This is a genomic window from Massilia mucilaginosa, assembly GCF_011682145.1.
GTDB classification, from domain to species: domain Bacteria; phylum Pseudomonadota; class Gammaproteobacteria; order Burkholderiales; family Burkholderiaceae_D; genus Telluria_A; species Telluria_A mucilaginosa.
The window spans coordinates 1-25,087 of the sequence record NZ_WHJH01000035.1 but is presented as its reverse complement, the minus strand read 5'-3'; the positions used below and the strand labels follow the sequence as shown (position 1 = coordinate 25,087).

The window sequence follows — 25,087 nt, the reverse complement described above, 5'->3', positions numbered from 1 at the left end:
CACAGCGAAAAAAAACGCGCACCTCGGTGCGCGTAAAAGAAGACGACATGGGTGGCGGCGGGCGCGGTGGAACGCCATCCGCCTATCGTCCGGCGGTATCCCTCGTTCGATCGAGGTTATATGGTGCCCGGGCCTGCTGCGCTGGCGCGGCCTCGGTTGTCAGGGTGGTCGACGGCTGCTTGCTGGCCATGAGTGCGCGCTCGGGCAGGTCGGCCGCCAGCGCCAGCACGGCCATCAGCACCAGGATCCAGTCACGCAGCTTCAAGCAAGACTCCATACGCGGTAATGCCACTCGGCGGGGCCGATTTTTGCACCTTGCGGGCGGCGAACCAGCCGGTCAGGCGGCCGTCCTGGCTGCTGATGATCGGGCACGAGGCACTGAGCATGGTGCCGCGCCCGCTCTCGCCGACCAGGGCGCCGCCGCCGGCCACCACGGCGTTGCCATGAGGGACGGCCACCAGCGCGCTCGGGTAGCCGGTCAGCAGGCTGGTGTTCGAGACGATGCGCGCTTCGAGCGCCACGTCGGGCCCGGTGCGGATGCCGATCACGAAGGCGGTCACGCGGGCCTGGTCGACGGCGTCGTGCTCGCGCCCGGAAGCGCTCCAGCCGCAGATATTGCCATCGGCGCCGATCAGCGGGTAGCTGGCGGTGAGCATATTGCCGTTGACGGGGGTGGCGTAGTTATCCTGGGCGCCGCCGCCGGTGCCGATCCAGCCGGCGCCGAGCTTGACGCTCACGCCCGGGTCCGACACCAGCGCGCTGGTGGCCGAAAACACCTGCTGTTCGATCCGGACCGGCTCGCCGTCGCGGGTGATGCGGATGCCGACCGCGTACACCGCCAGCGGCACCGGGTCGGCCAGGCCGAAGTCGCGTCCCGCCGCGGCCCAGCCGGTGTAGACGCCGGACTGGTTGCGGGTCGGGTAGCAGGCGGTCAGCGTGTTCGAGGTGCCGCGGCCCATGTCGTAGGCGCCGCCGCCGGTGAGCGTGAAGCCGGGCGGCAGCCATACCTGTGCCGTCGGCCCGGTTGCCCGGGTTGCCACTCCAACGAATGCATAACTTTCGATCACGATACCCATGGTTCCCAACTCTCTCAAAAGCATTAGCTACTTGCTGCCCAACAAGGCCGCGATAGATACTTAGCAACTAGCGTGCCATGCTGATAAGTGCCGAAATAGACAGCAAACCGCGCTTGTTTTCCGGTAAATGATGTAAATGAGCATGTAAATGCGGGCCCATTTACATGTCGAACGGAACGCGGACGCGCAGCGGCCGGCGCGGCATTGACAGGCGACGTGTAAAACACGTGTAAGCGGACCGCTCTTTACATGTCAACAATTGTCGCCCTTGCTCTATAATTGGCATTTACTAAACGCCGTGCCATGGAGCCTACCCGGTGAATGATGTTGATAACACGCTGACGACCCAGCTTTTCTCGCAAAAGAACGGCATCACGAGTGCCTTGCTGGGCCTGACCATTCTGTGGCATCCGGAAACGGAGCGCATCGGCGAGCAGTTCATCGGCCCGGCCGAGGAAGGCGCGATCGAGGTGTGCCGTTACACGCCGCTGTTCTTCCGCCCCGGCCAGGACGGCATCGCGCTCGGCCACCGGGCGATCGCGCGCGCGCCGCTGATGGTGCGCAGGCTCGGCGATGACAGCGTGGAGCTGGCCGCACCCGACAGCCGCATGGCGCTCGAAGTCAATGGCGCCGTGCTGAGCGGCACGCGCCGCTTTACCCGCGAAGAAGTCAAGGGCGGCGTGGTGCTGGGGCTGGGCGGCCATGTGCTGCTGTGCCTGCACTGGATGACGAGTTTCCCGCGCCCCAACCTGTTCCCGAGCCTGCTGGGCGTGAGCAGCGGCGCCATCGCCACGCGCGAGCTGATCCGCCAGGTGGCGGGCACCGACCTGGCCGTGCTGCTGCTGGGAGAGACCGGCACCGGCAAGGATGTGGCGGCGCGCGCCATCCACCAGGCCAGCAAGCGCAGCGCCAATCCGCTGGTGGCCGTGAACATGGCGACCCTGAGCGAGTCGCTGGCCGCGGCCGACCTGTTCGGCGCGGCCAAGGGCGCGTACACGGGCGCGCAGGCGCCGCGCCAGGGCTTGTTTGCCGAAGCCGATGGCGGCACCTTGTTTCTCGATGAATTGGGCGACACGCCGGCCTCGGTGCAGCCGATGCTGCTGCGGGTGCTGGAAACGGGCTGCTACCGCCCGCTCGGCGCCAGCGCCGATGCGCGCACCACGGCGCGCCTGATCGCCGCCACCGACCAGGACCTGGATGCGCGCGGCTTCAACCAGCCCTTGCTGCGCCGCATGGAGGCGTTCGTGATCCGGGTGCCGACCCTGCGCGAGCGGCGCGAGGATATCGGCGTGCTGCTGCTGCACATGCTCAAGGGTTGCGCGTTGAATAGTGCCGAGCTGGCGGCGTTTCCGCCGGCGCTGGTCTCCGAGATGTGCAATTACGACTGGCCGGGCAATATCCGCCAGCTGGCCAATGTGGCGCGCAGGATGGTGATGGCTTTGCAGGCGGGCGAGCGGCCGGTGCTGTCGCAGTACGTGCATGCGCCGGCAACGGCGCGCCCGGTCAGCGCCATGGTCGCCATGTCGGCTGAACAGCCGCGCAGCGCCAGCCAGAAAGCGCCGATGGAGGGCGCGCCGCGCCGCAAGCTGGCCGAGGTCAGCAACGACGACCTGCTCGGCGCGCTGGAAGAACATGGCTGGCAGATCAGCGGCGCGGCCCAGCAGCTGGGCTTGTCACGGCCCTCGCTGTACAAGCTGATCGAAGCGCATCCGGCGATCCGCCCGGCGGCGCTGATCCCGCGCGAGGAACTCGACGCGGCCCTGAGTGCCCACGGCGGCGACCTGGCGCGTTGCGCCTCGCGCCTGAAAACGCCGAGCGAAGCGCTGCGCCGCCATTTGCGGGTGCTGGGGCTGGACGCCGCCTAGGAAACTCAGGTCGGCAAGCGGCCGGCGATGTCGCTTTCCGGCGCGAGCTGGCAGGCGACGCTATCGTCGGAATCCATCATCATCGGCGGAATGATGCCGGCGCCGACCTGGCCTTCCGGATCGAACACGAAGACGCGGCGCTCCACGTTACCCGAACTGCGCGTGATTTCCACGGTCAGGGCAAACGAGATTTCCCAGCGACCGGTCGCTTCGGCCACCGTCAGGAAATTCTCCCATTTCTGCACTTTGGTGTGGTACCTGCGACCGTCTTCCTCGGTATCGGCGCTGCGGCCAGGCACGAATTCGTCCGCGGGAATCTCGGCAGAGGCGCCCACAACGCCGGCAAATGGCGAGGGAACCGCGTAGCTTGCCAGCCCACCCGGCGCGATGGCAATGATCTGGGGACGGGTGATCAGGCAGCAGTCGAGGACCTTGAACGATTCGAACGCTTCATAGCCGCCCGCCCGCACCCGCACCTTCATCTTCTCGCCGACCGTAAAGTAGATCGCCCCCGCATACCTCCCCTTGACCGGATTGCCATCGCCATCTTTGCGGCTGAACGACCATTCCAGCGTTTCTCCGATCTGGTTAATGTCGAAATTTGCTTCCAGGAGCATCGAGGTCGGTTTTTTCATTTGTCACTTTCAGTGGTGGAGTAAAAGTACCGCGGGTCACGCCGCAACTCGATCAGGTCGGGTTCGGCGCTAATCAAGTGGTTGGGATATCCCTTTGCGCGCGCGTGGGTCAATTCGCTCAGCGCAAGGTCACGTTCGCCCAGAAGTTCGTAGGCCATCGCTGCCCGAAAATGCACGTTCGGGTCATCCGGCAATATCTCGATGGCACGCCGGGTATGCTCGATGGCGCCCGCGCGCTCACCCAGGCGGGCCCTGTACAGTCCCATGCGCGACTGCAGGGTGGGCTCGCCCGGCGCGCTGGCCAGGATCGGCTTGAGCATGCCCAGAGCTTGCTGGTACGCCTTGCGCGCATCGTCCTCGCGGCCAGGAATCCAACGCAAGGTATCACCCAGGTTGGCCCAGTGCAGGTAATCGTAATTATTGCCGAAGGGCGGGGAAACGGCGCGCTCGAAGGCCTCGGCCGCGCCGACATAGTCGCCGCGGGTGAACAGCGCGTTGCCGAGATTGGTATATAGCGGACCCGTCGCTCGCACTTGCAAACCTTGCTGCAAAACTTGCAGACTCTCATCCAGGCGATTCTGGCGCTGCAGGACCAGGCTCAGGTTGGAATACGCACTGACACTGTCGGGTTCGAGTTTGATACTGTGCCGGAACGCCTGCTCCGCTGGCTTGAGTCGGCCCTGATCGAAATACAGGGTGCCGAGCAAATCGTAGAAAACGTGATCGCCAGAATAGCGCTTGATTGCCTGCAGCAAGAGTTGCTCGGCTTCGGCAAAGCGGCGCAGGCGGGTCAGCGCATTGGTCTTGGCAACCAGGCCAAACCAGTTGAGCGGGTCGAGCCGTAACGCCTGATCGGCCAGCATCAGGGCTTCGGGCGCCCGCCGCTGGCTGGCCCGCACCGTCGACTGAGCGGCGTAGCCGAGCGCCAGCTGATCGTTCAGACTGATGGCAAGTTGGGCACTGGCGTCTGCGCGCTTGAGCCAGGTATCGTCGCGTCGTTCGCTGGTTTGCTTGAAGCAGTAAGCGAACGACAAACCCGCGGCAGCGGCGGCATGTTTCGGATTACGCTCGAGAATATGGCTGAAAGTGCGGATCGCCACATCCAGCCGTTCGCGCCGCTCGAAGGTCTTGAGTGCCGTCAAACCGCTTTCCATCGCGGCGGCTTCGGAAAAGAACGGATCGTTATGCGTGTACCATTGGCCCAGGTGCCCGCTCGCAAGCAAACCGCCGAGCGCCACGACCAGCGTACCGATGCCGATGGCGAGCGCCGCCTTCTTCTTGCCAGACGGCCCTTTTTCGCTAGCGGCGGCGGCCGGCGTCAGCGCCGGCGCGCCCGTGCCGGCGCGCAGGCTGCGCACCGCCTCGCGCACCGCCTCCATCGAAGCGAGCCGGTCCTCGGGCTGGCGCGCCGTCATGGCACGTACCAGGGCGGTCACGCCCGGGCTGGTGTCGGGCGCGAACGGCCACAGGTTCGAAGACGACTGGATATGCGCGGCCGCCAGCGCCAGCCCGCTCAGGTGCGAAAACGGGCGGGTGCCGCTGAGCAGTTCGTACATCACCACGCCGAGCGCGTACACATCGCTCTGCGGGCTCAGGGTCGAGCCCATCATCAGTTCCGGCGCCAGGTAGGCGATGGTGCCTTCGGTCTGGTCGAACACCACCGATTCGGTGGCCTGCGGGTCGATCTTGCGCGCCAGGCCGAAATCCATGATGCGCACCTGGCCGCCGGGTTCGAGCATCAGGTTGGCCGGCTTGATGTCGCCGTGGATCAGTTTGGCGGCGTGGGCTTCGCACATGGCGTCCGCCACTTGCGCGACGATGTCGAGCACCTGCGCTTCGGGCATGGGGCCGCGCTTGCCGGCTTCGCGCAAGGTGCAGCCGTCGACGAATTCCATGATGATCGATTGCTGGGCGGCGTCGCCCTCGATCGAGAAGATGCGCACGAAGCCGGGATGGCGCAGGGACGCGGCGAGACGCGCCTCGTCGAGCAGATTGTCTGGTCGCGAGGAAAGCAGTTGCGGTTTCAGCCGCTTGATGGCGATAATACGCTGGAGCCTGGAGTCCCAGGCTTCGTACACTTGCCCGAAGCCGCCCTCGCCCAACAGTCGCTTCACCTGATAATGGCCCGTCCCCTGCTCTTCATCCTGCAAATTGCGCTCCACGTTATGTCAGTTGCAAAAACATTTCCGTAGTGTACATGTATGACAGAGTCAATGACAAAAAAGTTTCATGTCTTATCATGAATGTAACAACGTGTAAGTAGCAGCGCCGGCGCATGCCATTTGCCTATAGTGATCGGAACAGAATAAGGAATTCCTTGCCATGAAAAACCTCTTACTTATCGGAACGCTAGTCGCGCTTGGCGGTTGCGCCACCTATCCGCCGTCGTCCGGCTATGCCAGCGGCGGCTATGCTCAGCCGTCCGATCCGTCGCAGTGGCGCGTGGTGTCGGTCACCCCGGTCGCGCCGGGCACCGGCGACAAGGTGGCCGCGGCCTCGCCCAACGGCTCGCGCGTCGAATATTCGTCCCGTCCGGTCACTGTGGCGCCGCCGGTCTGGGTGCAGTCGCCAGTCTACGTGCAGCAGCCGGTGTATGTACCGGCACCGGTGTACGTCGAGGAACCGCTGTGGTACCCGCCGATCTCGCTGAGCCTGGGCTTCGGCTTCGGCCGCTCGTGGGGCCATCACGGCTACGGGCGTGCCCATGTCGGGCGCGGCTGGGGCCTTGGCGGCCACGGACGCGGCCATGGACGCGGCTGGCGCCACCGCTGACGATTACAAGTAACCCGTCTCGGCGGGCGGCTTGTCCCACTCGTCGTTGCGCCCGTCCACGTAGCGGATCGGCACCCACGACAGCTCTTCATCCGACACGCCGTCCAGGCAGGTCACATTCACGCCGTAAAACTTGCCGAGCCGGGGCGACTGTCCGATGCTGAACGGGCGCACCCCGCAATGGCGGCAAAACAGGTGGTGCTCGACGCGCCGGTGGAACTGGTAGTCGCCCAGCTCGGACGCCCCGCACAGCAGGCGGAACGATTCCGGTTTCACGATCGCCGCCCACCAGCGGTTCTTCCTGCACAGGGAACAATTACAGCGCAAGGTTGTCACGCTCAGGTCAATATCGGCCTCGAAGCGCACCGCGCCGCAATGGCAACTTCCAAGATACGTTTTCATCGTCAGTTCATAATCCTGCGGGGTTTTTCTGGATGACGTTAAGTTTCAGTTAAGCATTGAAGACGAGTGTACCAGCAAGGAACGCAACAGCGCCACCCGCCTGCGCGAGGCACTTGCCGATGGACAATCCCTATCCCAGCTTGTATGCTTGCCTGCATGAACATCACCCAACAGATCGCCCTGACCCTGAGCACCGCCGCCCAAGCCCACGCCGCCAACTGGCGCGCCTGGGCGGCGCTGGTGGGCATGCTGCTGATGTTCGGCGGCATGGTGGCGATGATGTGGTTCCTCTCGCAGCCGAGCTTCGACATGCGCGGCTGGCTGTGCGGCGGCGCCAGCATGGCCGGGCTGGCCCTGTGGCGCGCGACCTTGCCGCTGGCGGTGCATGAAGTCGAGCAGCGCAGGCGGCGCGGCGGCGGCCGCTGAAGCGAGTTTCGCAAGAGCGCTGGCCTGCTGTAAAATTGCGCACCGTTCCCGTCACCCAGCTCCGTCGATCCATGCCAGCCCACCTTCCCCACTTCCGCGGCGTCGCCCACTGATGCGCCTGCGTTCCCACTATATTTTCCTGGCCCTCTCGATTGTCATTCCGGTCGCCGTCTTCGGCGGCATCGCGCTGCACATCTTGCAGGACACCCAGCGCAGTTCCGCCGTCGGGCGCGTCGAACAAAGCGCCACGCTGACCGCGCGCGCCATCGATGCCGATATCTACCGCGCCCAGTCGGTGCTCAAGGTGCTCGGCCACTCGCAGGCGCTGGCGCAGGGCGACCTGGCGCGCTTCTACGACGAGGCGCGCCAGGCCAGCGCGGCGCCGGGCGGCTGGATCATCCTGTACGACACCCACGGCCAGCAGCTGCTCAACACGCGCCGCCAGTACGGCATTGCGCTGCCCAGGCGTCCCGATCCCGAACAGGTCACGGCGATGCTGGCGTCAAGCCAGGGCCAGGTGACCGGCATCAAATGGGGCGAGGTGCTGAAGAACCATTTCGTCATGGTCGAGGAGCCGATCCGCACCCCGTCCGGCAAGCGGTACGTGATCGGACAAGCCTTTTCGCCGGCCTTTTTCGCGCACTCGTTCACCGGGCGCACCCTGCCGCCGGGCTGGCGCGTGGCGCTTCTCGACCGCGCCGGCATCATCATCGCGCGCAGCGAGAACGCCGACAAATTCGTCGGCCTCACGGTGCGTCCGGACACGCTGGCCGTGATCAACAAGGCGCGCAGCGGCGTGTTCACCCATCTGTCTGGCGACGACCGGCGCGTGGTCGACGCCTTCACCCGTTCCGAACGCTCGGGCTGGTCGATCATCATCGGCGCGCCGGTCGACGAGATCGAGGCGGCGGTCTGGCGCGGCGTGCCGGTGATGACGGCCGGTCTGGTGATCGCCTTGGTGGCGGCGCTGGCGCTGGCCATGCTGGCCGGACGCCACCTGGTGCGTTTCGTGGCGCGCGCCTCGCAGGCCGCCGCGCTGCTCGGCCAGGGCGGCGAAGTGCGCGCGCTGGCGCGCTCCGGCATCCATGAACTGGAAAGCCTGAACGAAGCGATCCGCGAAGCGAGCGACCGCCTGCAGGCCGAAATGCGCTCGCGCACCGACGCCGAGAACGAACGCAATGCCCTGCTGGTCTCCGAAAAAACCGCGCGCGCCCGCGCCGAGGAACAGAACGCCGCCAAGGACGAATTTCTGGCGATGCTCGGCCACGAACTGCGCAACCCGCTCAGCGCCGTGGCCAGCGCCGTCTCGATTCTCGACAACGCGCGCCAGGTCGATGACGCCATGGCCCAGCGCGCGCGCGACGTGCTGCGGCGCCAGACCGACCATCTGCGCAAACTGGTCGACGACCTGCTCGAAGTGAACCGCGCCCTGATGGGCAAGCTGGAACTGCAAAAGGCACCGGTCGACCTGGCCGAGGTGGTGCAGCGCTGCGTCGACACGCTCAAGGCCAGCGGGCGCACCGCCGCCTTCACGGTGCGCGTCGACAGCGTGCCGGCCACGGTCAACGCCGATCCTACCCGCCTGCTGCAAGTGATCGACAACCTGCTCGACAACGCCATCAAATACAGTCCGGGCGGCGGCGAGATCGCGATCAGCGTGCGCCAGGTGGGCGACGCGGCCGAACTGGCCGTGCGCGATTCGGGCCTGGGCATCCCGCCCGAGCTGCTGCCGCACGTGTTCGATATTTTCGTGCAGGGCAAGCAAAGCCTGCAACGCGCCCATGGCGGCTTGGGAATCGGCCTGTCGCTGGTGCGCCGGCTGGTCGACCTGCACGGCGGCTTCGTGCGCATCGACAGCGACGGCAGCGGCAAGGGCAGCACCGCCACCGTCACCCTGCCGCGCCTGGCCGGGCACATGCCCGCGCTGCCGGGTGCAACGAGCGCGCCGGAGCAGCGCCTGCGCCGCGTGATGCTGGTGGAAGACAACGCCGATGCGCGCGAGATGATGTCGATGCTGCTGCAACTGCGGTCCTGCGACGTGGTCAGCGCCGCCAGCGGGCTTGAAGCGATTGCCACGGCGCTGGCCGCGCAGCCGGAACTGGCGTTCATCGACATCGGCCTGCCCGGCATGGATGGCTATGCGCTGGCGCGCGCGCTCAAGGCCGACGAGCGCACGGCCGGCATCGAACTCATTGCGCTGACCGGCTACGGCAGCGAAAAGGACCGCACGCAAGCCATCGACGCCGGCTTCGCGCGCCACTTCACCAAGCCGATCAGGCTGGAAGACCTGGACCTGGCGCTGGCGTGAGCCCCGGGCCAGGTTCGAGCGCCGTGCGCAGCGCCAGCGCATTGGGCAGCGCCGCGCCGGACGCCGTGTTGTCGAAGATGATCCAGACATCGCGCCCCTGCTGCGCGTGGACCGCCATGTCGCGCGCCAGCTGCGCAATGTAGGCCGGCGAATACGCGGAATAGTAGATGCGCGGCGAGCCATGCAGGCGCACGTAGATCGCCTGCGTGGTCGGCACGTGCGGGCCATGCTGGCCCTTGGCCGGATCGGCGATCACGCGCGTGACGCCCGCCCGTTCGAGCAATGCGCTCGCAGCGTCGCCGAACCAGCTGGGATGGCGCGCTTCGCAGGCGAGCATGCAGCCGAACGTGTCGTTCACGCGCGCGAAAAAATCGCCGGCCACGGCGCCGTCAAACGCGAACTTGGGCGGCAGCTGCACCAGCAGGCAGCCGAGCTTTTCGCCCAGCGCCCCGACCTCGCCGGCAAACTGGCGCAGCGGCGCGTCGATGCCGGCCAGGCCCGCATCGTGCGTGATCGCGCGCGGCATCTTGACCGCGAAACGAAACGCCGGCGGCACGCTCGCGGCCCAGCGCGCGTAGGTCTTGGGCTGGTGCGGCCGGTAAAAGGACGAGTTGATTTCGACCGTGCCGAGCACCCGGGCATAGCGCTCCAGGTGGCTGCCTTCGGCATCGAAGGACGGCGCCGCCTCGCGCGAAATGGTCCAGCCGGCGCAGCCGATGCGCAGCACGCCGCCAGATGGAAGTCGTTGAGATGTCATGGCGAGAAAGTGTAGCAGCCCTCGCGCGCCAGGCCGAACACGCTTGGACGGCGCCCGGTCTACAATGGCGTTTTACCAATCCGTACGCAGGAGGATTTCATGACCGACCCCGTCCACATCGTCTGCCCGCATTGCGAAGCGGTCAACCGGCTCGCCCAGGAGCGCCTGAAAGACACGCCGGTGTGCGGCAAATGCGCGAAGGAGCTGTTCGTTGCCACGCCGCTCGACGTCAACACGGCGCGCTTCAACAAGCACATCGAGCGCAACGATATTCCGGTGCTGGTCGATTTCTGGGCCGGGTGGTGCGGACCGTGCAAGCAGATGGCGCCGGCCTATCTGCAGGCGGCCAGGCGGCTCGAGCCGCGCGTGCGCCTGCTCAAGGTCGATACCGAGCATCTGCAGGACCTGGCGGCGCGCTACAACATCCGCAGCATTCCCACCCTGGCGCTGTTTCGCAACGGCCGCGAAGTGGCGCGCCAGCCGGGTGCGATGGATGTGAACGGAATCGTTTCCTGGGTGGACGCTCTGATGCGGCATGCATGATATGCATGCAAAATGTGCGGAAAGGCCGCTGCGGGGCTGCTACAATCGGCTCGTATTGCTAAAGGAGCATGAAACATGACGCAAGAACTTATCTTGGAGCGAAATATGGAAGAACAAAAAAACATGGCGCGGATTCTGTACATCGTGCACGCGCTGGCATTGGTTTTTTCGCTGGGCATGCTGTCGATCATCCCGCTGATCGTCAACTACATCAAACGCGGTGACGCGCAAGGCACGTTTGTCTACAGCCATCACAGCTGGATGATCCGCTCGTTCTGGTGGTTCGTGTTCTGGATGGTGGTCGCCATTTTCTTCGCGGTGGCGCTGGGCTGGCTGTTCGGTATCGGCCTGTTCCTCGCGTGGGTCATCGGCGGACTGGCCTGGATCTGGAAGGCGTATCGCCTGCTGAAAGGGTTCTTCGACCTGGAGAAGAACCAGGCGATGCCGGCGTAATCGATGTAGAGGGACTGGCAGGCTACAGCCGCGCCAGTCCTTGTTCCAGATCCGCGATCAGATCATCGGCGTCCTCCAGCCCGATATTGAAGCGCACCAGCACCCCCGCATCGGTCCACCCCTTGCGCATCGCCCGCATCCGGTACGGCATGACCAGGCTGTTCGCCCCGCCCCAGCTGTAGCCGATGCCGAACAAGGCCAGGCTGTCGACAAAGCGGTCGGTCTGCTGTTCGCTGTAACGCCCATCGAACACCACCGAAAACAAACCGCCCGCGCCGCTAAAGTCGCGCTTCCAGTGCGCGTGGCCCGGACAATCGGCAAACGCCGGATGCAGCACCCGCGCAATTTCCGGGCGCGTCTTGAGCCACGCCGCCACCTTGCGCGCCGCCGCGTCGTGCGCGTCGAAGCGCAGCCGCATGGTCGGCAACGAGCGCAGCACCAGATAGGCGTCGTCCGCGCTCACGCCCAGTCCCAGGCGCATATGCGCCATGGCCAGCCGGTCGTTGAGTGCGCGCTCGCGCGTGATGACGGCGCCCATCAGCACATCCGAGCCGCCCGACTGGTACTTGGTCAGCGCCTGCATGATGATGTCCACGCCCAGCTCGAAGCCGCGCAGCGCCAGCCCGGCCGACCAGGTGTTATCGAGCGCCACCAGCGCGCCGGCGGCATGCGCCGCCGCGCAGATGCCTGGCAAGTCCGGCACTTCCATCGACACCGAACCCGGCGCCTCGGTCCAGACCAGCCGTGTATTGGGCTGCATCAGCGCGGCGATGCCGGCCCCGATCATCGGATCGTAATAGCGCGCCGTGACGCCGAAGTCCTCGCTCAGCCAGCGCCCCAATTCACGGTTCGGGTTGTACACATTGTCGGGCAAGAGCACGTCGTCGCCGCTCTTGAGCAGCGCAAAATCGACCATGGCGATCGCCGCCAGCCCGCTCGGCGCCAGCAGGCAGAACTTGCCGTCTTCGATGGCGGCCAGGCGCGCTTCCAGCGTGAAGGTGGTGGGCGTGCCGTGCAAGCCGTAGGTATAAGCGCTCTTGTCTTTCCAGTCGCCCGAACGCATCGCCGCGACATCCTTGAACAGGACTGTCGAGGCGTGATGGATCGGGGTGGGAAACGCCGCGAAGCCGGCGGGCGGCTCGTAGGCGTCGTGAATGAGGCGGGTCTGCGGGGAAGTTGTCATCGGCTGGCGGCTGTGCGGTGGCGGCGCGGCCACCACAGCGGCCGCGCCAGCCGTGGTGGACTAGACGACCGAAGCCCAGAGATCGTGGGCGTCGGCGGCGGTGATGGTGACCTCGGCAAATTCGCCGACGGTGAGCTTCTTGCCCGGCACCAGCGAACGCTTGATGTGGACCACGCCGTCGATTTCGGGGGCGTCGGCCCACGAGCGGCCGATGGCCTCTTTGGCGCCGACTTCATCGACCAGCACGCGCATGGTCTTGCCGACCTTGGCCTGCAGGCGCTTGGCCGAGATTTCTTCTTGCAGAAGCATGACGCGGCCGCGGCGTTCTTCGCGCACTTCGTCCGGCACCGGATTGTCGAGCAGGTTGGCGGTCGCGCCTTCCACCGGCGAATACGCAAAGCAGCCGAGGCGGTCGATCTGGGCTTCCTTGAGGAAGTCCAGCAGGTATTCGAATTCGGCTTCGGTCTCGCCCGGGAAGCCGGCGATGAAGGTCGAGCGGATCGTCAGGTCCGGATTCATGGCGCGCCAGGCCTGGATGCGGTCGAGGTTCTTCTCGCCGCTGGCCGGGCGCTTCATGCGCTTGAGCACGTCCGGATGGGCGTGCTGCATCGGAATGTCGAGGTAAGGCAGGACCGAGCCGCCGCTCATCATCGGGATGATCTGGTCGACGTGCGGATACGGATACACGTAGTGCAGGCGCACCCAGGCGCCGAACTGCGCGGCCAGCTGGCCGAGCGCTTCGACCAGCTGCGTCATGTGGGTCTTGACCGGGCGGCCGTTCCAGAAACCGGAGCGGAACTTGACGTCGACGCCGTAGGCGCTGGTGTCTTGCGAGATGACCAGCAATTCCTTGACGCCGGCCTTGAACAGGTTTTCGGCTTCCATCATCAGGTCGGCGATCGGGCGCGACACGAGGTCGCCGCGCATCGACGGGATGATGCAGAAACTGCAACGGTGGTTGCAGCCTTCGGAAATCTTGAGGTATGCGTAATGTTTCGGGGTCAGCTTGATGCCTTGCGCCGGCACCAGGTCGAAAAACGGCTCGTGCGGCTTGGGCAGGTGCAGGTGGACCGAGTCCATCACTTCGCCGAGGGCGTGCGGACCGGTCACGGCCAGCACTTTCGGGTGCACTTTCATGATGATGTCGTCGCCTGCAGCATCTTTTTTGGCGCCGAGGCAGCCGGTGACGATGACGCGGCCGTTTTCGGCCAGCGCTTCGCCGATGGCGTCGAGCGATTCCTGCACGGCGGCATCGATGAAGCCGCAGGTGTTGACGATGACCAGATCCGCACCTTCGTACGACTTGGCGGTCTCGTAGCCTTCGGCGCGCAGCTGGGTCAGGATCTGTTCGGAGTCGACCAGCGCTTTGGGGCAGCCGAGCGAGACAAAGCCGACTTTAGGAGCGGCACCAGGAAGGGGAATACGACGAAGTTCGGACATGTTGGAGGCACAATAAAGCAGGGTAATCTGCGATTATACCTGTTTGGGAGGGGGAGTTGGTGGTTTGAGTGTTGCCGGCAGCCATTGGTGCTCGCGCCACTATTGAGTCCGTCGTCCCCGCGAAGGCGGGGACGACGAAATGGGCTACGCCAGCTTTCGCGCTGAAAAGAGAATTACTTCTTCTCCACCGGCGGAAACGGAAACGCCGCCCCGAAAATGCTCTTGCTCTGGTTCTGCATCTGTTCCTGCATCTGCACGAACAGGTTCTTGCTCTGGTCGATGTAGTTGTTCATCATCCCCTGCATCATCGGACCCTGCACATTCATGAACTGGGTCCACATCTCGGGGCTGAACGGCTTCCCTTCGAACGCCCCGGTCTGGCCGGTGGTGAACTTGTTCTGGATGTCCGTGAACGCCTGGACATTTTTCTCCAGGTAGGAGCCCATCATCCCCTGCATGGCGTGGCCGTAATAGCGGATGATCTGCGACAACACACCGCTCGAAAACATCGGCGCGCCGTTCGCTTCTTCTTCCAGAATGATTTGCAGCAAAATGCTGCGGGTCAGGTCTTCGCTGCTCTTGGCGTCGATGACGGTGAACTCATCGGCGTCGAGCACCAGCTGCTTGACGTCGGTCAGGGTGATATACGAACTGGTCTGGGTATCGTACAGACGACGATTCGGGTACTTCTTGATCAGGCGTTCCGTACTCTTTTTTGCACTACTCATCTCAAGGTTCCACTTATTGCGCCGCAGCGCATGTTGACTGATCACGAAAAAAAAGCGGACTGAGGTCCGCTCCTGACACGCCTACTTTTTGCATTATAGAGTGGATATTCGCAAAAATACCACTTTACGCGGCCGTGTGCAGCAAATAGTGCGCCGCACCTAAACTGTAAGTACCAGGCAACGCCCGTTGCCCGGTACTACTGTCCGGTTCAGTCCGCGCGAACCTTCACGTAACGCCCCGGCGCCGGCTCGATCGGCTGGAAGTCGGCATTTCCATGTTTCTTTGGGGCACTGACATTCTTACCACCGTGAGCGGCCAGAAATGCCGCCCATTCCGGCCACCAACTGCCGAGGTGCTCGGTGGCACCGCCGAACCATTGCTCGGCTGGCGGGACGGCGGCGCCGGCTTCCACCTCGGCCCTGGCCTTGGCTTTGCCCTTGCCCTTGACCGCGGCAGCCGGCGCGGTAGCCGGCGCGGGATCGTTGGTCCAGTAGCTGCGCTTGTTCTTCGATGCCGGATTGATCACCCCGGCAATGTGCCCGGACGCGCCCAGCACGAAGCGGTTGGCCCCTGCCTTGCCGGGATTGAGCAGATGCATCGACGCATAACTGGCCTTCCACGGCACGATGTGGTCTTCGCGCGAGCCGTACACGAACACCGGCGCATCGATCGCACCCAGGTTCACCGGCGAGCCGGCCACGGTCAGCTTGCCCGGCTCCTTGAGGCTGTTTTCCAGGTAGGTATTGCGCAGATACCAGCAAAACATCGGGCCTGGCAGGTTGGTGCTGTCCGAGTTCCAGTACAACAAGTCGAACGGCGGCGGTTCCTTGCCCTTCAGATAGTTCGACTGCACATAGTTCCACACCAGGTCGTTCGGGCGCAGGGACGAAAACGTTGTCGCCAGGTCGCGCCCCGGCATCAATCCGCCTTTGGCTAGGGCTTTTTCGCGCATCGCGACCTGGGTCTCGTCGATGAACACTTCCAGCACGCCGGTGTCGTCGAAGTCGAGCAAGGTGGTGAGCAAGGTCAGGCTGGCGGCCGGCTGCTCGCCGCGCGCCGCCAATACCGCCAGCGCCGTGCTCATGATGGTGCCGCCGACGCAAAAGCCGAAGGCGTTGACCTTGTCGCTGCCGGAAATGGCGCGCGTGACCTCGATCGCCTTGATCGCACCGGTCTCGACGTAGTCATCCCAGGTGGTGCCGCCCAGCGAGGCGTCCGGATTGCGCCACGACACCAGGAACACGGTGTTTCCCTGCTCCACCGAGTAACGCACCACCGAGTTTTCCGGCTGCAAATCGAGGATGTAGAACTTGTTGATGCAAGGCGGCATCATCAGCAGCGGCACCTGGTGCACGGTCGGCGTGGCCGGGCTGTACTGGATCAGCTGGAACAGATGGTTTTCGAACACCACCTGGCCCGGCGTGGTGGCGACGTTGCGGCCGACTTCAAAGGCCGACTCGTCCGACAGCGAAATGCGCCCTTTCTGCATATCGCCCAGCATATTGGACAAGCCGCGGGTCAGGCTCTCGCCCTTGGTTTCGATGAGTTTTTGCTGCGCTTCCGGATTGGTTGCCAAAAAATTGGCCGGCGACATGGCGTCCACCATCTGCTGCACGGCGAAGCGGATTTTCTGGCGTTCGCGCGGGCCCGCCTCGACGGCATTGGCCATGGCGGTCAGGAATTCGGCGTTTAACAGGTATGATGCGGCACTGAAGGCCGACATCGGATTGGACAGCCATTCCGGCGCGGCAAAGCGGCGGTCGGCCAGCGCAGGGGTTTTACCGGAAAGAAATTCCTGCCACAATCCCGCTGCTTTTTGCAGATAGTCGTTGCGCAGCGCTTCGAGCGCCTGCTGCGGAATGGTGGCACCGGCGTCCTTGAGCAGGCTGGCGACCGGGCTGGTATCGAGCGGTGCCGGGCGGAACAGGGCCTGCCAGGCGGATGGATCGGTCATTTGCGACATCCATGCGGAGGCCATCGCTTGCGGGTCGGGCATATTCATGTTTGCGTTCATTGTTTCAATCTTTTCCAAGGAAAGTTGTATGTGGCTTGTCGCTATTGCATGGATCTATGTGGTCGGACTGATGGCGGCTACTGAGATAATCGAGCACAGTATTGTCGCAGGCATTATGACCTTTTTGGGCTATTGTGTGTTCCCTTTGTCAATAGTCTGGTACATCGCCGGGTCCAAGATGCGGCGCATGAAGATCGCACAGAAAGAAGAAATGGCGCGCCGCCTACGCGCGGGACGCCAGCAAGAGCATGACGTCACCGGCGAGCGCGAGCATCATCGCCCGTCACGCGACCGGGGCGGCAGCGATGACGATGGCGGCGACAGCGGTGACAGCGGCGGCGGAGACGGTGGCGGCTCCGGCGGCGACTGAGGCCGCGTGGCCTACTTGATCCAGATCAGGCTGGCCTGGCGGCCGGTGACCTGGTCGCGGCGGTAGGAATAGAAGCGGCCGCGCTCGCTTGCAGTGCAATAGGTCCCGCCGGAAACACGGTGTACGCCATCGCGCGCCAGCACGATGCGCGCCAGCATGTAGATATCCGCCAAAAACTTGCCCGGACGCCCGGGAAACGCGGCGAAGGCCTGCGCAATCGATGCCGCCTCTTCTTCTCCACGCGCCTGGGCGGCGAAGCTGTCGACCACGTCGCTGCCGACTTCGAACTGGCTCGGCCCGATGGCCGGCCCCAGCCAGGCGCTGATCTGGCCGGCGCCAGCCGCGCGCATGGACGCCACCGTCTCGCCCAGCACGCCCGCCGCCAGCCCGCGCCAGCCGGCATGCGCCGCGCCCACCACCTTGCCGTCCAGTGAAGCGAACAGCACCGGCAGGCAATCGGCGGTCATGACCGCGCACACCACGCCTGGCGCGTGCGCGACGCTGGCGTCGCCCACCCGCACCGGCTGGCCCGGCTGCACGCTGGCGGCATCGACCACGGCGATACCATGCACCTGCGAAATCCAGGCCGGCTCGCCCGGCAGCGTCTGGCGCAGGCGCTCGCGGTTCAGGCCGACCAGCACCGGATCGTCGCCCACATGCTTGCCCAGGTTCAGCCCACCGCCGCCGGCGCCATCGTCATACGGCGCCGGACTGACGCCGCCGACGCGGGTGGTGGCGATGGCGCCCACGCCGGCCGGCATGTCCGGCCAGTCGGGTGCGATGAGATGCACGCCGTGCATCAGACCTGCTCGGGCTCGGGAATGCCGGCGCGCTCGATCAGCTCGGCAAAATCGTCGGCCAGCGGGACGATCCATTCCATATCCTCGCCGCTATCCGGATGCACCAGCCCCAGGCGGCGCGCCTGCAGCGCCTGGCGCGGGAATACCGGCGTCAGATGCTGCTTGCCGTACACGGCGTCGCCCACCAGCGCGAAGCCGATCGACAGCATGTGCACGCGGATCTGGTGGGTGCGGCCGGTCTCGAGCTGGCATTGAACCAAACTGACGGGACGACGGTCCAACATACCGGTGGCGATGCGCTGATAGTGCGTAATGGCCGGCTTGGCCGAAAAATTGGTCGACACCGCCATCTTGACCCGGTCTTTCGGGTGGCGGCCCATCGACGCGTCGATGGTGCTGCTCAGTTGCGGCGTGCCCCAGACCAGCGCAAAGTACTCGCGCTTGACGCTGCGTGCCTGCAACTGGCGCACCAGGTCGGTTTGCGCCGCCAGGGTTTTGCCGATCACCATCAGGCCGCTGGTGTCCTTGTCGAGCCGGTGCACGATGCCCGCGCGCGGCACGCCGGCCAGCTGCGGGCAATGGTGCAGCAAGCCGTTGAGCAAGGTGCCGGCCCAGTTGCCGGCGCCCGGATGCACGACCAGTCCGGCCGGTTTATTGATGACGATGATATGCTCGTCCTCGAAAACGATGTTCAATTCCATCGCTTCCGGCGTGTAGGCCTCGTCTTCCGGCGCGCTTTGTGGCAGGATGACGACCGCTTCGTCGCCATAGGCGGTATCTTTGCCGCGCGCGGGCTTGCCGTCGACCAGCACGTGGCCGGCGTCGAACCACAGTTGCAGGCGGCTGCGCGAAAATTGCGGAACCAGGCCGGCAATGACCTTGTCCAGACGGTGGCCGCAGGCGTCCGGCGTCAGTTCGAGGTGGATCGGAGAGAGGTCGATGCCGGGGGCGGCAGCGACGTGTTCGTCGCCCGCCTCGTCGTCGAGGTCGATCTCCAGATCGGGGTCTAAGGGCAAATCCGCCGAATTCGGCGTTGGAGTTAATATCACAGCAGTCCCATCGGCTATAATCAGCCTTTCGTTGAATCTCAGTTAATACTCTCTTGCAAAAAGTTATGCAAAAAAAATTATCGCGTGTTGTTGCCAATACTGTTGCTACTACTCTTCTGCTCGGTTTGTCCGCATGCAGCTTGTTGCCGGAAAAAACCGACGAGACCAAAAACTGGCCGGTGACGAAATTATACGCTGAGGCACGCGAAGAAATGGCGGGTGGTCACTACGAGGCGGCAATCAAGCTGTTCGAGCGCCTCGAAACCAACTACCCGTTCGGCAATTATGCAGCGCAGGCGCAGATGGAGATTGCGTACGCCCACTACAAGAGCCAGGACCAGGCGCAGGCGCTGGCGGCGGTGGAGCGCTTCATCAAGCTGCACCCGAACCACCCCAACGTCGACTACATGTACTACCTGCGCGGGCTGATCAACTTCAACGACCAGATCGGCTTCCTCAGCTTCGTGTACGAGCAAGACCCGACCGAGCGCGACCCGAAAGCGACGCGCGAAGCGTTCGCCGCCTTCAAGGCGCTGGTCGACAAGTTCCCCGACAGCATCTATGCAGCCGATTCGATCGCCCGCATGAAGTATTTGATCAACGCGATGGCGCAGTACGAAGTGCACGTTGCCAACTACTACCATGACCGTGGCGCCTACCTGGCGTCGCTGAACCGTGCGATGGCGGCGGTGGCGGACTACCAGGATGCGCCGGCGCGCGAAGAAGCGCTATTCCTGATGATGCGCAACTACGACAAGCTCGGCATGCCGCAGCTGCGTGACGACACCAAGCGCATTTTCGAGCGCAACTACCCGGGCAGCAAATATCTCGATCCGAACTTGGGTGAAAAAGCGTGGTGGAAGTTCTGGGCACGATCGAAGAGCCCGGCAAAGTAAATCGCGCCATGGCGAGCACATCAAAGACCGGGGAAACCCGGTTTTTTGTTGCCCCACCCGCCGGTGTCAGGTCTGACATTCGGACACAGACTGAACATTCGCTTGCCCTACATCCCACCGCAGACGCGGTTATTGTCGAGCTCGTGTCTGAATGTCAGACCTGACACCGAGGGTTGACGACACCGAGGGCTGACACCGAGGGTTGGACACCGAGGGTTGAAGGCTCAGCTCGTGTCCGAATGTCAGACCTGACACCGCCGGTAAGTGCCGCCGGAGATGGTTGTCAGTCTTCGACCTTGCGCCGGAAAATCCAGGTGCGCTCGTCCGAATCCTTCTTGTCGAAGGCATAGCCGTCCACCTTGAAGCTCTTTAACTTCTCGGCGTCCACGATGCCCTTGACCGCCGCATACCGCGCCATCAACCCGCGCGCCCGCTTGGCGTAGAACGAAATGATCTTGTACTTGCCGCCCTTCCAGTCCTCGAACACGGGCGTGATCACCGGCACGCTCAAGAGCTTGGGCTTGACCGATTTGAAGTACTCTTCCGACGCCAGGTTGACCAGCGCCTTCGCGCCGTTCTCGGCAATCGCCGCGTTCAGCGCACCGGTCACTGTCTCGCCCCAGAAGGCGTACAGGTCCTTGCCCGCCCCGGTGGCCAGCTTGGTGCCCATCTCCAGCCGGTGCGGGTGGATCAGGTCGAGCGGACGCAGCACGCCGTACAGGCCGGATAGAATACGCACGCCGCGTTGCGCATGGTCGAGCTGGCCCGGTTTGAGCGAGCGGGCGTCGAAACCGGCGTACACGTCACCGTTGAAGGCCATGATGGCCTGGCGCGCGTCCCTGGTGTCGGCGCTCCAGCTCGCATAGCGGCCAACGTTGAGCACGGCCAGCGCGTCGGAAATGTGCATCAGACTGCCCAACTCGGCCGGCGAATAGTGGCGCAGCACGTCGATCAGCGCGCTGGAACGGTCAAGAAAATCGGGCGTGGTGTGGAGTGTGGTGGTCGGGGGTGTGTCAAGGTCCAGCGATTTGGCGGGCGACAAAACAATCAGCATAAGATTCAATCAACTTACTACGAATAAACAGACCAATATGATACCCGCTCCAGCCAAACGCATCGTGCTCGACACCAATGTCTGCCTCGACCTGTTCGTCTTCCACGATCCCCGCTGGGCCAGCCTGCTGGCCGCCATCGACAGCGGCGCGGTCGAGGCGGTCACGCGCGCGGATTGTCGCGAGGAATACCTGGTGGTGCTGCACTACAAGCACCTGCCGCTCGACGAGGCCAGCCGCCCGCTCGCGGCCGCGCGCTTCGACGCCGTCATCACCGTGCTCGCGCCCGACGCCAAGCCGGTGCGCCTGCCGGTCTGCACCGACCGCGACGACCAGAAGTTCCTCGAACTGGCGCGCGACGCCGGCGCCGACATCCTCATCACCAAAGACAAGGCCCTGCTCAAGCTCGCGCGCAAGACCGCCCAGGCCGGCATGTTCCGCATCATGCTGCCGGAAGCCTGGGTCAAGCTGACGGCGGCCGCGCCGGCCTGAGCGGCGCCGCCTTGAGCGGGTGAACGCCGATGTGTGCGACGATGTCAGGTCGCTGGCGTACTCATGAAACGTTCCGGGCCGCATGGGCCGAGGGCTGCCGATCGCGCGCCATCCATGATCTCCTCGCTGGCAAGGCGGCCAGCGATCGCCGCCAATGTCACTCCCGGATGCATCGCGCAAACGTACAGGCCCGCGACAGCGGGAAGATATCCAATGATGGGAATGCCATCGGCCGGAATCGGCCGCAGGCCGACACAGGCCCATTCCGGCTTGATCTCACCAACCCCGTCGAGTTCATTGCCGATTGCGCCAGCGGTGCGGAGCGCCATGGCCAATGGCTGGTTTTCGAAGGCGTCATCGAGGAAATCCTCGGCCGCGAACAAGGTCCCATCCGCGCCTTGCCGCACCTCCATTTCAGGGCTGGAGATAATGGTACGGACAAGACCGGGCCGGGATGTGTAGCGAATCAATACCGCCGGGGAGGATGCAATTGGAAGCGATACATGCAATTTTTCGCTCAGCCTTCCGATGCCGGTGCCGGCTGCCAGTACGACCGTGCCGGCCTCGATCCTGCCGCTGCCCGTCTCGATCCCCGTCACCCGCGCGCCCTCGACTACAAGGCCGACAACCGGCGTCTGCGTGAGGATCGTCGCCCCATGCTCCCTGGCGCCTGCGATCAATGCATGCGTCGCTGCGACCGCGTCGAGCGCGCCCTGCTCTGGCGCGTAGACGGCTTGGACGGGCGGCTTCCTGAGATTCGGTTCCAGCTGGGTTATGCGGGACCGGCTCACCAGCACCGTGCCGGGCCGCATGGTTTCAGCGTGCATGGATTCGCCTGCGTTCAGGCCATACGACAGGGCCCCCGTCCACTGTATCTTCAGTCCAGGCAGTTGCGTTTCCAGGCGACGGTACTCACTAATGGCGGCGCCACGTAATTGCGCAATAGGATCAGGACCGATACTGGACGTATTAAGCCATGCAAATGATCGCCCGGTCACGCCGGAGGCGATGCCTTCGGCCTCAACGACCGTGACCTGCGCGCCTTTACGCGCCAGATGGTACGCCAGCGATGCCCCGACGATGCCTGCCCCGATGATGATGATACGTTTGGGTTCTTCATGATTCATACAACGACCTCGACCTGAATATCAGCTTGCAATTCATTTCCCTTATCGGTGTCGGCGGCAACGCCACCGCCGATTATAGGGTTGGCGCAGGGCCTTGCGCATTGCTTGCGACCGGTGGAAGACCGCAACACGGCCATCGAATCCGGCTTCGACCAGTATTTCGTCAAACCGGTCGACATCGAGCGGCTTAACGACCTGCTGTTCCAGATCGCGCCGGCCTGAGCCGTCGGCGGCGACGGCGACGGCTGTTTTAGCGGACCGGTGGATTATCCGGAAATGCGACACGCGTCCACGCCGCTCCATCGAACCACGCCAGGTCCTTGAATCCGAACGACCACAGCACGCCATCTTGCACCTCAAGCACGTTGGCATCGGCAATTTTCGGAACCAGGCCGGTGCTTAATCGCTCAATGTGTTCTCCGTCGAAGGTGAACAGGCCGCTCTCGGAGGCGAGATAGACAGTATCGCCAAATACCGCGACGCTGGAAAATATCTCATCGACATCGGCAGCCCCCATCGCAGCGAAGCCGTCTTTCCAATTCCCTCGAAGCAGGGTTCCGTTAACGCCGCACACCCACACCTCGTCCGAGCTGGCGCAGCAGATGGCGAGCAGTGCGGCATCAGCATCGCACTGAACCGGACTCCAGGCCATTCCGTCATAGTGAAAAATCCGGCCTGAATCGCCAACCGTATAGATATCGGTCTCATTCATGCCGCCGATATCGCTCAGCATCCGCATGTCCGCAAACAAGTCGTCGGTGTCGCTGAGATCGCCCGCGACAAGTCGGGCCAGGTTGGCATCGAAGTCGCTCGTCGACTTCAGCAAGCCCTGGTCGGCATGCACCCACGTCTCATTCTCCCGGCGATAAACCTGTCCCATGCCGCCGCACACGTACAGCCGCTTGCCGATTTCACGAATGGCGCTCACGTAGCCGTACTTGTCCGCCTCGGGGGTGCTCAAGCCGGCGTCGGCAATCTGCTCGATGATGTCGCCGCCGACGTATTCGAGCCGGACTTGCCCTTCGCTGGACAGGGTGCAGACCATGCGCCGCGGTCCGGTCCTGGCAACGCAAACCGAAACACCTTTCCAATCGGGCAAATCGTGGCGAACCCATTGGTTCTGCGTTTTTTGATTGTCGAAGATGAGGACGCGGGAGTACCGCTCTTCAGGATCGAGACCGTCGAGCTCTGCGCACAGATAAATACAGTCCTTCTCGATCACGCATCCCGCCATGAAGGTCAGCGCTGCGTCGTATTCGTTCGCCATCCGTTTTCCTCTTCTTGCCTTACGACCCACAGGAATGAACCTTCCTGTACACAACCATACCACTGCCGCACGCCGGTCCCTGCTGTTTCCCATGCGGCCGGCGGATGGCCACGCGCGCCTGCGCTAGAATAGCTGTCCGCACAACTTCCAGATCGCCCACGTCCACTCCCGTCCTGCACACCCGCCTGCCCGCCGTCGGCACCACCATTTTTTCGCTGATGTCGGCGCTGGCCAGCGAGCATGGGGCGGTCAACCTGGGCCAGGGCTTCCCCGACTTTGCCTGCGAGCCGGCCCTGCTCGACCATGTCGACGCCGCCATGCGCGCCGGCCACAACCAGTATCCGATGATGACCGGCGTGCCCGCCCTGCGCGGCGCCATCGCGGCCAAGATCGCGGCCGTGTACGGCGCGCAGTACGACGCCGCCAGCGAGATCACCGTCACCGCCGGCGCCACCCAGGCCCTGACCACCGCCATCCTGTGCTGCGTGCATCCGGGCGACGAGGTGATCGTGATCGAACCGGCCTACGACAGCTATCTGCCGGCCATTACCCTGGCCGGCGGCGTGCCGGTCCTGGTGTCGATGCAGCTCGGCGAGCAAGGCTACACCGTGCCGTGGGACCGGCTGGCCGCCGCTGTCACGCCGCGCGCGCGCCTGATCGTCATCAACACCCCGCACAACCCCACCGGCTCGGTGCTGCGCGCGGCCGACATGCGGGCCCTTGGCGACATCGTGCGCGGCAGCGACATCGTGATCCTGTCGGACGAGGTGTACGAGCACATGGTCTACGACGGCGCGCGCCACGAGTCGGTGAGCCGCTATCCTGAACTGGCCGAACGCAGCTTCGTGGTGTCGAGCTTCGGCAAGACCTACCACGTCAAGGGTGAGTTTCAGGCATGGACACACTAGTTCTGAGTTTGTACGGTGTGGACATTTGCCTATAGGGCACCTCGAAAAACCGACCCAGCCGTGGCATCATAGCGGCTCCTGTTGCTGACCTAATTTCATGATCAAGACGAGTCTGTTTGTCGACCAGGAACGCGAAGCCAAGCTGAACAAGCTTGGTGATGCGCTCAAGGTGATGGAGCAGCATGTCGACTTCATCGCGCTTGCCGATGCGGTTGATGAAGCCGCTCCCCGTCCCGGCCGCGAACGCGGCGGGCATCCTCCGTTCCCGACCGAACTCATGGTTCGCGTCCTGCTGATCCAGCAGTTGTTCAACCTGAGCGACGAACAAATGGAATTCCAGTTGCTCGACCGCCTGAGCTTCCAGCACTTTGTCGGACTGCGTTCCAGTAGTCAGACACCGGACCGGACAACGATCCGGACGTTCAAGGAGCGCCTGCTCAAGGCCGGTGCCAGCGAGAGTATCTTTGACGCCGTCAACCGCCAGCTTTCCAGGCATGGCTACATTGCGCGTGGCGGCCAGATG

The 25,087-nt window shown here is 64.1% G+C and carries 25 protein-coding genes and 1 pseudogene; 11 read left to right on the top strand and 15 right to left on the bottom strand.

Annotated elements, in window-relative coordinates; translation table 11 throughout:
- Positions 1-82: 82 nt before the first annotated feature.
- Together F2P45_RS22895 and F2P45_RS22890 are read right to left on the bottom strand one after the other, a co-directional pair.
- A complete protein-coding gene (locus F2P45_RS22895; protein ID WP_166880244.1) occupies positions 83-265 on the bottom strand; it encodes a hypothetical protein in 183 nt (60 codons plus the stop codon).
- Positions 252-1,040: a hypothetical protein gene (locus F2P45_RS22890; protein ID WP_166880242.1), complete on the bottom strand. Its 789-nt coding sequence runs from the start codon at positions 1,038-1,040 to the stop codon at positions 252-254. The genes F2P45_RS22895 and F2P45_RS22890 overlap by 14 nt, the downstream gene beginning before the upstream one ends.
- A gap of 353 nt (positions 1,041-1,393) precedes the next feature.
- On the opposite strand from F2P45_RS22890, the gene F2P45_RS22885 reads away from it, so the two are divergent.
- Positions 1,394-2,941 carry a sigma 54-interacting transcriptional regulator gene (locus tag F2P45_RS22885; protein ID WP_166880241.1) on the top strand — a complete coding sequence of 516 codons (1,548 nt, stop codon included), beginning with the start codon at positions 1,394-1,396 and terminating at the stop codon, positions 2,939-2,941.
- Between the two features lie 5 nt (positions 2,942-2,946).
- Here F2P45_RS22885 and F2P45_RS22880 read toward each other — a convergent pair whose 3' ends face one another.
- Positions 2,947-3,576 (bottom strand): hypothetical protein, encoded by a 630-nt coding sequence (locus F2P45_RS22880; RefSeq protein ID WP_166880239.1) that lies wholly within the window; start codon positions 3,574-3,576, stop codon positions 2,947-2,949.
- Positions 3,573-5,690, bottom strand: coding sequence for a protein kinase domain-containing protein (locus F2P45_RS22875; protein WP_166880237.1), 2,118 nt, complete (start codon positions 5,688-5,690; stop codon positions 3,573-3,575). Before F2P45_RS22875 ends, F2P45_RS22880 begins: the two co-directional genes overlap by 4 nt.
- A gap of 208 nt (positions 5,691-5,898) precedes the next feature.
- Here F2P45_RS22875 and F2P45_RS22870 point away from each other — a divergent pair, with 208 nt between their 5' ends.
- Positions 5,899-6,348: a hypothetical protein gene (locus tag F2P45_RS22870; protein ID WP_166880235.1), complete on the top strand. Its 450-nt coding sequence runs from the start codon at positions 5,899-5,901 to the stop codon at positions 6,346-6,348.
- 3 nt (positions 6,349-6,351) lie between these two features.
- On the opposite strand, the gene F2P45_RS22865 is transcribed toward F2P45_RS22870, so the two are convergent.
- Positions 6,352-6,750 carry a GFA family protein gene (locus F2P45_RS22865; protein ID WP_166880234.1) on the bottom strand — a complete coding sequence of 133 codons (399 nt, stop codon included), beginning with the start codon at positions 6,748-6,750 and terminating at the stop codon, positions 6,352-6,354.
- A 156-nt stretch (positions 6,751-6,906) separates the two neighbouring features.
- Between F2P45_RS22865 and F2P45_RS22860 the strand changes: the two genes are divergently transcribed.
- A complete protein-coding gene (locus F2P45_RS22860; protein ID WP_166880232.1) occupies positions 6,907-7,176 on the top strand; it encodes a hypothetical protein in 270 nt (89 codons plus the stop codon).
- Between the two features lie 112 nt (positions 7,177-7,288).
- Entirely contained in the window at positions 7,289-9,484 is a 2,196-nt protein-coding gene (locus F2P45_RS22855) for an ATP-binding response regulator (RefSeq protein ID WP_166880230.1), read from the top strand.
- On the opposite strand, the gene F2P45_RS22850 is transcribed toward F2P45_RS22855, so the two are convergent.
- Positions 9,450-10,241, bottom strand: coding sequence for a DUF72 domain-containing protein (locus F2P45_RS22850; RefSeq protein WP_166880228.1), 792 nt, complete (start codon positions 10,239-10,241; stop codon positions 9,450-9,452). The genes F2P45_RS22855 and F2P45_RS22850 overlap by 35 nt on opposite strands.
- 99 nt (positions 10,242-10,340) lie before the next feature.
- On the opposite strand from F2P45_RS22850, the gene trxC reads away from it, so the two are divergent.
- Both trxC and F2P45_RS22840 read left to right on the top strand, forming a co-directional pair.
- Positions 10,341-10,784, top strand: a complete 444-nt coding sequence (gene trxC / locus F2P45_RS22845) for a thioredoxin TrxC (RefSeq protein WP_166880227.1) — start codon at positions 10,341-10,343, stop codon at positions 10,782-10,784.
- A 75-nt stretch (positions 10,785-10,859) separates the two neighbouring features.
- On the top strand, positions 10,860-11,237 hold the full coding sequence (locus F2P45_RS22840; protein WP_166880225.1) for a DUF4870 family protein: 378 nt from the start codon (positions 10,860-10,862) through the stop codon (positions 11,235-11,237).
- A gap of 22 nt (positions 11,238-11,259) precedes the next feature.
- Here the strand turns inward: F2P45_RS22840 and F2P45_RS22835 are convergent, their stop codons facing one another.
- The 4 genes from F2P45_RS22835 to phaC form a co-directional block, all read right to left on the bottom strand.
- Positions 11,260-12,420 (bottom strand): cystathionine beta-lyase, encoded by a 1,161-nt coding sequence (locus tag F2P45_RS22835; protein WP_166880224.1) that lies wholly within the window; start codon positions 12,418-12,420, stop codon positions 11,260-11,262.
- 60 nt (positions 12,421-12,480) lie between these two features.
- Positions 12,481-13,860, bottom strand: coding sequence for a 30S ribosomal protein S12 methylthiotransferase RimO (gene rimO, locus F2P45_RS22830; protein ID WP_166880223.1), 1,380 nt, complete (start codon positions 13,858-13,860; stop codon positions 12,481-12,483).
- Between the two features lie 173 nt (positions 13,861-14,033).
- Complete coding sequence (gene phaR / locus F2P45_RS22825) at positions 14,034-14,588, bottom strand: polyhydroxyalkanoate synthesis repressor PhaR (RefSeq protein ID WP_166880222.1); 555 nt, start codon at positions 14,586-14,588, stop codon at positions 14,034-14,036.
- 209 nt (positions 14,589-14,797) lie between these two features.
- Positions 14,798-16,591 carry a class I poly(R)-hydroxyalkanoic acid synthase gene (gene phaC / locus F2P45_RS22820; protein ID WP_166880221.1) on the bottom strand — a complete coding sequence of 598 codons (1,794 nt, stop codon included), beginning with the start codon at positions 16,589-16,591 and terminating at the stop codon, positions 14,798-14,800.
- Between phaC and F2P45_RS35475 the strand changes: the two genes are divergently transcribed.
- Positions 16,590-16,973, top strand: coding sequence for a hypothetical protein (locus tag F2P45_RS35475; RefSeq protein WP_187367215.1), 384 nt, complete (start codon positions 16,590-16,592; stop codon positions 16,971-16,973). The two genes, phaC and F2P45_RS35475, sit on opposite strands and share 2 nt — an antisense overlap.
- Before the next feature lie 11 nt (positions 16,974-16,984).
- On the opposite strand, the gene pgeF is transcribed toward F2P45_RS35475, so the two are convergent.
- Positions 16,985-17,773, bottom strand: coding sequence for a peptidoglycan editing factor PgeF (gene pgeF, locus F2P45_RS22810; RefSeq protein ID WP_187367213.1), 789 nt, complete (start codon positions 17,771-17,773; stop codon positions 16,985-16,987).
- The gene (locus tag F2P45_RS22805) at positions 17,773-18,789 is read right to left on the bottom strand and encodes an RluA family pseudouridine synthase (protein ID WP_188130208.1); all 1,017 of its coding nucleotides are present in this window, start codon (positions 18,787-18,789) and stop codon (positions 17,773-17,775) included. Before F2P45_RS22805 ends, pgeF begins: the two co-directional genes overlap by 1 nt.
- Before the next feature lie 98 nt (positions 18,790-18,887).
- On the opposite strand from F2P45_RS22805, the gene F2P45_RS22800 reads away from it, so the two are divergent.
- Entirely contained in the window at positions 18,888-19,718 is an 831-nt protein-coding gene (locus F2P45_RS22800; RefSeq protein ID WP_166880219.1) for an outer membrane protein assembly factor BamD, read from the top strand.
- Positions 19,719-20,001: 283 nt separating this feature from the next.
- On the opposite strand, the gene yaaA is transcribed toward F2P45_RS22800, so the two are convergent.
- The gene (gene yaaA, locus F2P45_RS22795) at positions 20,002-20,772 is read right to left on the bottom strand and encodes a peroxide stress protein YaaA (protein ID WP_166880218.1); all 771 of its coding nucleotides are present in this window, start codon (positions 20,770-20,772) and stop codon (positions 20,002-20,004) included.
- Between the two features lie 37 nt (positions 20,773-20,809).
- Here yaaA and F2P45_RS22790 point away from each other — a divergent pair, with 37 nt between their 5' ends.
- A complete protein-coding gene (locus F2P45_RS22790) occupies positions 20,810-21,262 on the top strand; it encodes a putative toxin-antitoxin system toxin component, PIN family (protein WP_166880217.1) in 453 nt (150 codons plus the stop codon).
- Between the two features lie 44 nt (positions 21,263-21,306).
- Here the strand turns inward: F2P45_RS22790 and F2P45_RS22785 are convergent, their stop codons facing one another.
- Together F2P45_RS22785 and F2P45_RS22780 are read right to left on the bottom strand one after the other, a co-directional pair.
- Positions 21,307-22,389 carry an NAD(P)/FAD-dependent oxidoreductase gene (locus F2P45_RS22785; RefSeq protein WP_166880215.1) on the bottom strand — a complete coding sequence of 361 codons (1,083 nt, stop codon included), beginning with the start codon at positions 22,387-22,389 and terminating at the stop codon, positions 21,307-21,309.
- Positions 22,390-22,639: 250 nt separating this feature from the next.
- Positions 22,640-23,656, bottom strand: a complete 1,017-nt coding sequence (locus F2P45_RS22780; protein ID WP_166880213.1) for a beta propeller repeat protein — start codon at positions 23,654-23,656, stop codon at positions 22,640-22,642.
- Positions 23,657-23,760: 104 nt separating this feature from the next.
- On the opposite strand from F2P45_RS22780, the pseudogene F2P45_RS22775 reads away from it, so the two are divergent.
- Together F2P45_RS22775 and F2P45_RS22770 are read left to right on the top strand one after the other, a co-directional pair.
- Positions 23,761-24,540, top strand: a pseudogene (locus F2P45_RS22775) (aminotransferase class I/II-fold pyridoxal phosphate-dependent enzyme); the annotation flags it as partial.
- 121 nt (positions 24,541-24,661) lie between these two features.
- Positions 24,662-25,087: transposase (locus tag F2P45_RS22770; RefSeq protein ID WP_166880210.1), on the top strand; the 426-nt coding region annotated here is incomplete at its 3' end.